Genomic DNA, 10,510 nt, shown 5'->3' on the forward strand with positions numbered 1-10,510 from the left:
CCGTTGGGGCTTTTTACTGTTAAAAAGGCGTATTTTGACTGAAAAATAAAATTAATGACAATTAATTGTAACTTTTTTTGTTTTTCAACGTATAACCTAATGCAGTCTTTGTATTGCACATCTAATTTTTAGAAAGGAAAACCTAAATGAGACAGCTTAAGATTACAAAACAGGTTACCAACAGGGAAACCGCCTCCTTGGACAAATACTTGCAAGAAATTGGCAAAGTAGACCTTATTACAGCAGATGAAGAAGTAGAGTTGGCACAACGTATCAAGGCCGGCGACCAAGCCGCACTTGAGAAATTGACCAAAGCTAACCTTCGTTTCGTCGTTTCTGTTGCCAAGCAATATCAAAACCAAGGACTTACCCTACCCGATTTGATCAATGAAGGTAATTTGGGATTGATCAAGGCTGCACAGCGTTTTGATGAAACCAGGGGTTTTAAATTCATTTCCTATGCCGTATGGTGGATTCGTCAGTCCATATTACAGGCATTGGCAGAACAGTCACGTATTGTGCGTTTGCCATTGAACAAAATTGGTTCTATCAACAAGATCAACAAGACTTTTGCTTTCTTGGAGCAGGCACACGAAAGACAGCCTTCTGCCGAGGAGATCGCCAAAGAATTGGACATGACCGTTGAGAACGTAAAACAATCATTGAAGAACTCTGGACGCCACGTATCCATGGATGCTCCATTGATAGACGGGGAAGATTCCAACCTTTACGATGTATTGCGTAGTGGGGAATCTCCAAATCCGGACAGGGAATTGTTGCACGAATCTTTGCGTACCGAAATAGAGCGCGCTTTGGAAACCCTGACCCCAAGGGAAGCGGACGTGATCCGTTTATACTTTGGCCTGGCAGGACAGCACTCTATGACCTTGGAAGAAATTGGGGAGACTTTTGACCTTACCAGGGAACGAGTTCGCCAGATCAAGGAAAAGGCGATCAGAAGATTGAAGCACACCTCTAGAAGCAAAATCTTAAAAACATATTTGGGCTAGACCCAGGCAATGTTACAATTTCACCGACCCTATTGGAGTCTCGGTAATTAAGTTGTAATTTTGTATACAATAACAACAGTTATCATGACTGTTCGTTTTTTGATTGATGAATAAACTCCGGCTGATTACCGGAGTTTTTTCATTTTGGGACCTATAGGCTTTTTACATTCCCCATTTTTTACACCCCACTACTACCCTACTGTATAAGTACAAATAGGATATTCATTTGTAAATATTTGTACTCGTTTGCTGTCTTTTTTAATATAAGTGCAATTACCCACTATTTAACTATTATTTTCTATATTTAGACAACACAAAATAGTTATAAAGTGAACTACATCACTTTATCCAATTGTTGGCGTGTATGGTGCAATAATGCAAAACAGTTCGGAGGGGTGCTGTTTAAATAAATAAATGGATCAAGGTCTGCGCCAATTCCTCTTTCTAAAATTGCCTACCAATCAGAACGCAAGCAATACGCAATGCTCCGCTTAGATTACCTATATAGACAATTTTAAAAAGCGTTTGGGATATTTAGGAGTCAGTTGGCCTTCCACTTGGCTTAAGCTTCACCACACACGCCAACATGGCCTAAAATCCATTGTTTAGCATATTTACTACAATTCAAAAGTTTTCGTACATTTAATCCGGCCTGAATCCATAGCTCGATTTGATTAACATCAAATCTCAACAACGGATTCTTAGCCTAAACGTTGTATGCAATTAAAATTAAAGCGATAAATTATGCTCAAAAAAATATTAATTATACTTTTAGTTGCTAGTCTTAGGTTAAATGGACAGGAGATCCATAGTTTTAAAATAGAAAACAATCATATAGAATGGCAAAAAATATTCGAATCACAATTATTAAAAAGTGATATCGAAAAAATCATAAAAGAAAAGGGGATTTTTAAGAATATAACGTTCGAAGAAGAACTACTTGACGGAGAAATTGAAAACATTTCTCCTGATTATCAAGGAGCTGGAAAAAGTAGTTGGAACACTTCATTTTATGTTCAGAATTCTTCCATTAGTGGAACCTTCCATATAGATTTTAAAGATGGACGTTATCGAGTTACTCTAAATGGAATAAATTTAAAGACAATAAACGACCTATCAGGAAATGGAATTTCAGTAATGACCGCTAACTCAGTTCAACCTCTTTCTGACTTTGCTATTAAAAAAGGAGAATTTAAAAAAGGATTTTTAAAAGCGGACGCTCAAATATTTGAGATTACATTTTCCAATTTATTTGACTTTGATAAGTATGAATTAAAATCAGAAGACTGGTAATAATAACTGCATACAACATTGGCTATAATTCATTGTGGCATCATGCAAAAAACAAAAATAAGAACCAACAAACGGCCTGATTTCATAAGTGGGAAAGTCTACGACGTTCCCCACAACGAAATCATAGCCTAGGCGTTAGCCGTCAGTTTAAAAAAAAAAAGGAAATTTTGATTAAGAAAAATATTTTTTATTTACTTCTATTGTACGTATTATCCATTAGTTGTAGTAATGATGACGATAATTCAAATCAAGTGATTAATGTTGACATTCCTTTGGGTAGTATCGTGGCTGAGATTGACGGAATAGAAAGAACGTTTAATATTGACTCAAAAGCAAAATTAGATACAATACCTTGGATTTACCAGAGTACTGCAGTTAAATTATCAATTTCTGGAAAACTTGAAAATTCATCTAACTCTGAGAACATTCTGATATGGTTCTTTGCATTTCCTGTAAGAGAAATAGACCAAGGAACATACCCTGATTTAAATAAACAGATTTATCAGTATTTGGAATATAATAGTTCGTGGCAAGATGACTTATATAATTATCAAGCCAATGGTAGTGGGATTGAGGAATATCAATCCGAATCAACAATCATTAGGATTGACTCAGAAGTGCAAGGAATATTTAATGGAAAGGTAATTATTGGTGCTGGAGCAATTGGGGAAGAACAACCACCATTGGATTTTGAAATAAGGAATGGAAAATTTAATCTGACATTAGAATAAAAAACCGAACGGCTAACAATACCTATAAGTAATGCGGGGTTTGGTATTTAATTTAAAGTAAGCGTATACTTACTATGTCCGCAAAATCTTTTGGATTTTGCTCTGGCGAAAAAATATAAATCAAAACAAAAAGCTTTTGCTACGTGCGAAGACGGAAACAAAAAGTTTCCTTGCCTCCGCACTACTCATAGCTTATGCGTTAGGCAACATATGAAAAGAACACTTATCATTATAGGAATATGTTGTTTCTTGTTTACTACAAAAATCAATTGCCAAGTGACTAGCAATATATATGAAGTAGAAATTGACAAACTACTTGCGAAAAAAAATCCTAATTATTATGATGGACTTGCAAGAGTCCTTTCTGAGTTTGAAAAAGGTTTAATTTCAAAAGGTATCATTGTCGACGGGACTTATCAAAGCTATGTTAGCTTATTAAAACAAATTAGCAAGGACGATAAAATGGAGTTTGAAATAGAATATGACCTAAAACAAGCACTTGAAGGACTTGGCGAAGGGATTACTAAAATCATCCCTTCTATCGAAACTTCTTTGATTTCACAAAAATACTTGAATATTGAAAATTCGAAGGGCTCCCTTTTCAATAATAAGGTATCGGAACTCTTCCAAAACGGAAAGGAATTAAATCGCTCTATTTTTTCTGAATTAATACTGGACACATATGGCGAGGATGATTTTCAATTACCCTTGATAAAGTTGAAAATTCTTCGATTTCTGGACCCAAATTCGGACAGTATTATGTATATCTATGCTGGTCGACCATATCCAGAATAAATACGTTGCCTAACATGGCCTATAATCCATTGTTTAGCATATTTACTACAATTCAAAACTTTTCGTACTTTAGACCGGCATGATCCCAAGCTCGATTTGATTGACATCAAATCTCAACAACGGAATCATAGCCTAAGCGTTAGCATTAATATTGACCAAGCAAGACCAATGGAAAACGAATTCATGAAAGTAATGTCTGAAAGGACAGATAAAGAATTAATAAAAATAGTCACAATTGATCGGGATAAGTATAATTCTCTTGCTTTAAAAGCTGCTGAAAGAGAAATTGAAAAACGACAAATTGATACTACAACCTTTCAAGAGCTTAAGAAAAAAATAGATTTGGAAAAATCTCAAAAACATAACGTAAACTCGAATGTTGTAGGCTCTGGAATAAGGTTTATTCATTTTATAATAGACTGGACTACTTGGATTATAATATCCTTCATCTTGAGTTTTATGATAGGACTTGTATTTAATCCAAGTAGCTTGGAGTCAATTCAGATTATCGTTTATTTTACATTTCTAGCTGCATTTATAGGATACTATTCGATAATGGAATTAAAATATCAAAAAACTTTAGGGAAATTTATCACTAAAACACATGTTGTAAAATCAGACGGAACGACACCTGATTCTTCGGACATAGTTACAAGAACATTTTGCCGACTGATTCCTTTTGATCGCCTTTCTTTTCTATTTGTAAAAAATGGAATTCATGATTATCTATCAAAAACAAAAGTAATTCGTGATTAAATAATTGAAATACTAATGCTAACATCGGCTATAATTCATTGTGGCTTCATGCAAAAAACAATAATAGAAACCACCAAACGGCCTGATTTCATAAGTGGGAAAGTCTACGACGTTCCCCACAACGAAATCATAGCCTAGGCGTTGTGCGCAAGCCTGCAAATTGAATTTGTACTTGAATGAATAAAGACTATTACGCGGAAAAAGGGCTGATTGTAGGAATAGGATCCATTTTGATGGCTTTTACTTTTTTTGCTTCGACACTCTTCACACCAAGAAGTTCATTGAGTGAAATTACTGGGCATATAGACATGGTGAAAGTTTTTTATAATCAAGTAAATTCAAGTCGGGGTGGTAAAAGTGTTAAATCGGAATTGAAATTTACTCTTGTAGATTATGAAAGTGTTTTCGTTCTAACGGAAAATATCGGTAATAAAAGATATAATTACCTCTTTGAACAAATAAAAAAAAGATTAAATCAATACGGAGAATTAACTGTTTGGGTAAAAAAAAGTCAAAAGAGGGACTTCAAACCTCATGTTTTTAAAATAGCAGATGGAAATGGAGATGTATTATACGATATACCTGACGCTAAAGCTCACTCAAAATTTGGATTTTTAATAGCCATGGGAGTGGGTTTTTTTGGAATTGGATTGTATTCTCGACATCGTTATCTGATAAAAAAGAATTAAAATACCTGCGCACAACAATACCTATAAGTAATGCGGAATTTGGTGTTTAATATTAAGTAAGCGTATATTTACTCTGACCGCAAAATCTTTTGGATTTTGCTTTGGACAAAAAATATAAATCAAAACAAAAAGCTTTTGCTACGTGCGAAGACGGAAACAAAAAGGTTTCCTTATTTCCGCACTACGCATAGCTCAAGCGTTGGCGTGCATGGTGCAATAATGCAAAACAGTACGAAGGGTTGCTGTTTAAATAAATAATTGGATCCAGGTCGGCGCCAATTTCACTTTCTAAAATTGCCTACCAATCTGTTCGTAAGCAATACGCAATGCTCCGCTTAGCTTACCTATAAAGCCAATTTTAAAAAGCTTTTGGGATATTCAGGAGCCAGTTTGGCCTTCCGCTTGGCTTGGGCGTCACCACACACGCCAACATGGCCTAAAATCCATTGTTTAGCATATTTACTACATTTCAAAACTTTTCGTACATTTAATCCGGCCCGAATCCACAGCTCGATTTGATTAACATCAAATCTCAACAACGGATTCTTAGCCTAACCGTTGTGCTTCATTATAACCAATCAATGACCAATGATAAAATTCTTTAGAAAAATTAGGCAAAACTTGCTTTCAGAAGGAAAAACTGGAAAGTATTTTAAATATGCATTCGGAGAAATTGTCCTCGTCGTAATCGGAATTTTAATAGCGCTTCAAATCAATAATTGGAATGAACGAAATAAAATAGATAAATCAATAAACAGTCATCTTGAAATACTCAAGCAGAATTTAATTGAAGACCAAGCCCAACTTCAAAATTTAAAAGAAAATATGACTGAAAACATAAAATGTGCTGACTCTTCAATGGCACAGATAAAAACTATAATACCTGTCAATAATTCGATGAAGAAATATTTGGTATTGTTAGTTCGAGAATTTCAATTTAGCCCAAATACTAATGGAATTGAAACTATCACCCAATCCAATGAAATACCTTCACTAAATACCGAATTAAGAACGGCTGTTCTAAATTATTACGCTTTAATAGAAAGGACTGAAGAAAGAGAACATATTGCAAATACGCAAATCCAAACCAAATATGAACCTTATATAAATACAGAATATCCTGATATTTTTCAGAAGGATAATGAATGGGAATTTATAGCGTCATTTTATGAGGATGACCCAAGACCGACATCTTCGATTGATGATGTTAAACTTTTAAAGGATAAAACCTTGGAGTCACTTTTGGTTTCGAGATATTACCAGAGTGTTGCTTTAGAAAATTTTTATGGAGAATTAATAATATCGTCAGATAAAATATTATCAATTCTTGAAAAAAAATTATTTAAATAACGAAAGCACAACAATGGCTATAAGTAATTGCTCTTTCTCGCCTACTTCTAAAAATCTGCGAGGATTTTCAGCTTGGTGTGTAATTGTAAAGTTGAGTTACTTTGCCTTCCTCTCGCTTTGCTCGTCGGAGGCACTACACAACTACTCATAGCCGAGAGCGTTAGCTAACATTTTAATACATGCGCAAACTAAAGGTAACTTTGATTCTTATATTAATCTTGACTTCTAACCCATGTTTAAGTCAAGTAACCGATTCCTTAGAAAATGCAATCGGGGAACGTTTTAAATCCGTAATGACCGGACTTAATAAAGAATTAAGTGAATTTAAAGGAAAGCACCTTCCCGAATTTGAATTGACTTTACTTGATGGAAAAAAACTGAGTTCGGAATCTCTCAAAGGAAAACCGACTTTAATAAATCTTTGGTTTAGCAATTGTCAACCTTGCATAGACGAAATGCCCATATTAAATGATATTAAATCTCAACTTTATGGAGAAGTAAATTTCATTTCCATTACTTTCCAGGACCATAAAGCGGTAACTGAGTTTTTAAATCGAGTAGATTATAATTTTACGCATATCATAGATGCAAAAGAATACTTGAAATCCTTTGGTTTTTTTGGATATCCCAAAACGCTAATCTTAGATAAAGATCTGGTTATAACAGAAATTGAAAAATTTATTCCAAAAGATATTGAGAATGAAGTGAAAAATAAAGCTGAATTTAAAAATCGAATAATACATCAACTGACCGAATTAAAAAAACGTTAGCTAACAAGGGCTATAATTCATTGTGGCAGTATGCAAAAAACAAAAATAGAAACCAGCAAACGGCCTGATTTCATAAGTGGAGAAGTCTTCGACGTTCACCACAACGAAATCATAGCCTAGGCGTTGTGCTTCATATGTAAAAACAGACTTTTAATAATAAATGGACATTGACAAAATAATTTATTTTCTACTCTTCATTCCTTTTCTTTGGCTTCTGATTTTTGACCAGCAGAAACTGAAGAATAGGACTGTTTTTCTGAAATATCTACTGATTTCAATTGGAGTATTAGTTTTCGGAATATTATATGACCATTATTTGGCAAAAGACAATAAATCCCTTGTGTATTTTGGTTCTCAAATGACATTAATTTTTCTAATTCTGTATAAATTAATCCGACTTCCATACTATCTGATTTACAAAAGAGAACCCGAAATATCGAGAGTACCAGAAAAGAAAATTGACATTATTCCGACATTAATCGTATTGACCGGAACAATGGTTTTACCGTTTTTTATCGACAATCTAATAATTCAAAAAATGTTGGAATAAAAAAAATACGTTGCACAACAATGTATAACCGCAATTACGGCGGATTCGACTGCATCCGAATCCACTCGGAATTGCTAAAGTCTGTGCCAAACCGAAAATTAACGCATATTAACCCGTAACTGACGGTTATACGAGACCGTTGGCGTGTATGGTGCAATAATGCAAAACAGTTCGGAGGGGTGCTGTTTAAATAAATAAATGGATCAAGGTCTGCGCCAATTCCTCTTTCTAAAATTGCCTACCAATCAGAACGCAAGCAATACGCAATGCTCCGCTTAGATTACCTATATAGACAATTTTAAAAAGCGTTTGGGATATTTAGGAGTCAGTTGGCCTTCCACTTGGCTTAAGCTTCACCACACACGCCAACATGGCCTAAAATCCATTGTTTAGCATATTTACTACAATTCAAAAGTTTTCGTACATTTAATCCGGCCTGAATCCATAGCTCGATTTGATTAACATCAAATCTCAACAACGGATTCTTAGCCTAACCGTTAGCTAACATTTTAATACATGCGCAAAATAAAGGCAACTTTGATTCTTATATTAATCTTGACTTCAAACCTATGTTTAAGCCAAGTAAACGATTCCCTAGAAAACGCAATGGGGGAAAATATAAAATCCATAATGAAGGGACTTAACAAAGAATTAAGTGGATTTAAAGGCAAGGAACTCCCCGAATTTGAATTGACTTTACTTGATGGGAAAAAACTGAATTCAGAATCCCTCAAAGGTAAACCGACTTTAATCAATTTTTGGTTTAGCAATTGTCAACCTTGCATAGATGAAATGCCCATATTAAATGATATTAAATCTCAATTTTACAGAGATGTAAATTTCATTTCAATTACTTTTCAAGACCATAAAGAGGTAACTGAGTTTCTAAATCGAGTAGATTTTAATTTCACACATATCATCGATGCAAAAGAATACTTAAAATCCTTTGGTTTTTTTGGATACCCCAAAACGCTAATTTTAGATAAAGATCTGGTATTAACTGAAATTGAAAAGTTTATTCCAAAAGATATTGAGAATGAAGCGAGAAATAAAGCTGAATTTAAAAATCGAATAATAGCTCAACTGACCGAATTAAAAAAACGTTAGCTAACAATGCCTATAATCCATTGTTTAGCATATTTACTACAATTCAAAAGTTTTCGTACTTTAGACCGGCATGATCCCAAGCTCGATTTGATTAACATCAAATCTCAACAACGAAATCATAGCCTAGGCGTTGTAGCACATTAGACCAAACCAAAAACGAATGAACAAAACTATAGTACTATTACTACTATTGACAATCGGATTTATATCCTGTAAAAACTCTGAAAAGGAAATTAACAGAGTTGAAATTGCTAAACAATACTTTAAGGTTCTTGACAATTCGGACTACTCTAAAATATCGGACTGGTTTGCGGATAGCCTAAAAACAATAGAAGGAGAACATAAAAATACATATTCTAAAAGCGAATATTTAGAGATTTTAAAATGGGATTCCGTTTTTGAACCTAACTATGAAATACTTGAAATTGAACAAAAGGACGGAATTGTCAAAGCAAAAATTTCAAAAATGGACAAAAGAATCTTTTTTCTTCAAGAAAAACCATTTATAACAAATCAAATTATTAGGTTTCAAAAAGATAAAATAATCAGCATAGAAACAGATTACGTGAATTTTGATTATCCGACTTGGGATAGCAATAAAACTCAACTTCTAAGCTGGATTGATGAACATCATCCTGAATTGAACGGGTTCATATTCGACCAAACAAAGTCTGGTGGAATGAAATACTTGAAAGCAATTGAATTATACAACAAGGAAAAATAACGTGCTACAACAAGGGCTATAATCCATTGTTTAGCGTATTTACTACAAATCAAAAGTTTTCGTACATTTAATCCGGCATGATCCCAAGCTCGATTTGATTAACATCAAATCTCAACAACGGAATCATAGCCTAGGCGTTGTACGCAAGCTAAAAAACTAACCAAAATTTGTTAAAAAGAGGAATAATAATAACCTTAATTCTGAACTCGATAATTCTAATTGGAGTTCCTGCTGGACACGGATATGGAATAATGATAATGTTTGAATTTATAAGTATTCCGAGTTTAATCAAAAAAGGATTTGACTTTCAGAAAGAGTATCCTTTTGAGAGCAGTCTGATTTTTACAGCTCTTGTTTCCTTAATTGGAAAACTGATTTCAATTGTATTATTGTTTTCAAAAGATATTTTACAAAAAAATAACTGGATTTACATCGGACTGACTTTAATGCTGATTTCGTTTCTTTTTGTTTGTTATGGTGCTTGGTACTATGACAGTTTTCTATTTGCTGTAACACTTGGTAGCGGAATTCCATTTATGATGTATTTAGGAAGAGTGATATACCTAATGAATAAAGCAAGATTATCAACTGAATAAAAAAGCCTGCGTACAACACTGGCTATAATCCATTGTTTAGCATATTTACTACAATTCAAAAGTTTTCGTACTTTAGACCGGCATGATCCCAAGCTCGATTTGATTAACATCAAATCTCAACAACGGAATCATAGCCTAA

12 protein-coding genes are annotated in these 10,510 nt (G+C 33.9%); 11 read left to right on the forward strand and 1 reads right to left on the reverse strand.

Annotation, left to right across the window (positions count from 1 at the left end; translation table 11 throughout):
• Positions 1 to 146 precede the first annotated feature (146 nt).
• From WAA86_RS14985 to WAA86_RS15020, 8 genes are all read left to right on the forward strand, one after another.
• Positions 147 to 1,010: a sigma-70 family RNA polymerase sigma factor gene (locus tag WAA86_RS14985; RefSeq protein WP_337301835.1), complete on the forward strand. Its 864-nt coding sequence runs from the start codon at positions 147 to 149 to the stop codon at positions 1,008 to 1,010.
• Positions 1,011 to 1,754: 744 nt separating this feature from the next.
• Positions 1,755 to 2,303 carry a hypothetical protein gene (locus tag WAA86_RS14990; protein ID WP_337301836.1) on the forward strand — a complete coding sequence of 183 codons (549 nt, stop codon included), beginning with the start codon at positions 1,755 to 1,757 and terminating at the stop codon, positions 2,301 to 2,303.
• Between the two features lie 167 nt (positions 2,304 to 2,470).
• A complete protein-coding gene (locus WAA86_RS14995; RefSeq protein ID WP_337301837.1) occupies positions 2,471 to 3,034 on the forward strand; it encodes a hypothetical protein in 564 nt (187 codons plus the stop codon).
• Between the two features lie 210 nt (positions 3,035 to 3,244).
• Entirely contained in the window at positions 3,245 to 3,829 is a 585-nt protein-coding gene (locus WAA86_RS15000) for a hypothetical protein (RefSeq protein WP_337301838.1), read from the forward strand.
• A 183-nt stretch (positions 3,830 to 4,012) separates the two neighbouring features.
• On the forward strand, positions 4,013 to 4,585 hold the full coding sequence (locus tag WAA86_RS15005; RefSeq protein WP_337301839.1) for an RDD family protein: 573 nt from the start codon (positions 4,013 to 4,015) through the stop codon (positions 4,583 to 4,585).
• A 176-nt stretch (positions 4,586 to 4,761) separates the two neighbouring features.
• On the forward strand, positions 4,762 to 5,274 hold the full coding sequence (locus WAA86_RS15010; protein ID WP_337301840.1) for a hypothetical protein: 513 nt from the start codon (positions 4,762 to 4,764) through the stop codon (positions 5,272 to 5,274).
• A gap of 588 nt (positions 5,275 to 5,862) precedes the next feature.
• Positions 5,863 to 6,624, forward strand: a complete 762-nt coding sequence (locus WAA86_RS15015; RefSeq protein WP_337301841.1) for a DUF6090 family protein — start codon at positions 5,863 to 5,865, stop codon at positions 6,622 to 6,624.
• 179 nt (positions 6,625 to 6,803) lie between these two features.
• On the forward strand, positions 6,804 to 7,394 hold the full coding sequence (locus tag WAA86_RS15020) for a TlpA family protein disulfide reductase (RefSeq protein WP_337301842.1): 591 nt from the start codon (positions 6,804 to 6,806) through the stop codon (positions 7,392 to 7,394).
• A gap of 194 nt (positions 7,395 to 7,588) precedes the next feature.
• Here the strand turns inward: WAA86_RS15020 and WAA86_RS15025 are convergent, their stop codons facing one another.
• Positions 7,589 to 7,798: a hypothetical protein gene (locus tag WAA86_RS15025; RefSeq protein WP_337301843.1), complete on the reverse strand. Its 210-nt coding sequence runs from the start codon at positions 7,796 to 7,798 to the stop codon at positions 7,589 to 7,591.
• 662 nt (positions 7,799 to 8,460) lie between these two features.
• On the opposite strand from WAA86_RS15025, the gene WAA86_RS15030 reads away from it, so the two are divergent.
• The 3 genes from WAA86_RS15030 (at position 8,461) to WAA86_RS15040 (ending at position 10,371) form a co-directional block, all read left to right on the forward strand.
• Positions 8,461 to 9,051, forward strand: a complete 591-nt coding sequence (locus tag WAA86_RS15030) for a TlpA family protein disulfide reductase (protein ID WP_337301844.1) — start codon at positions 8,461 to 8,463, stop codon at positions 9,049 to 9,051.
• A gap of 160 nt (positions 9,052 to 9,211) precedes the next feature.
• Complete coding sequence (locus tag WAA86_RS15035; RefSeq protein ID WP_337301845.1) at positions 9,212 to 9,775, forward strand: hypothetical protein; 564 nt, start codon at positions 9,212 to 9,214, stop codon at positions 9,773 to 9,775.
• A 167-nt stretch (positions 9,776 to 9,942) separates the two neighbouring features.
• Positions 9,943 to 10,371 carry a hypothetical protein gene (locus WAA86_RS15040; RefSeq protein WP_337301846.1) on the forward strand — a complete coding sequence of 143 codons (429 nt, stop codon included), beginning with the start codon at positions 9,943 to 9,945 and terminating at the stop codon, positions 10,369 to 10,371.
• Positions 10,372 to 10,510: the final 139 nt, after the last annotated feature.

It is taken from the genome of Sediminicola sp. 1XM1-17 (genome assembly GCF_037203765.1).
GTDB lineage: Bacteria > Bacteroidota > Bacteroidia > Flavobacteriales > Flavobacteriaceae > Sediminicola.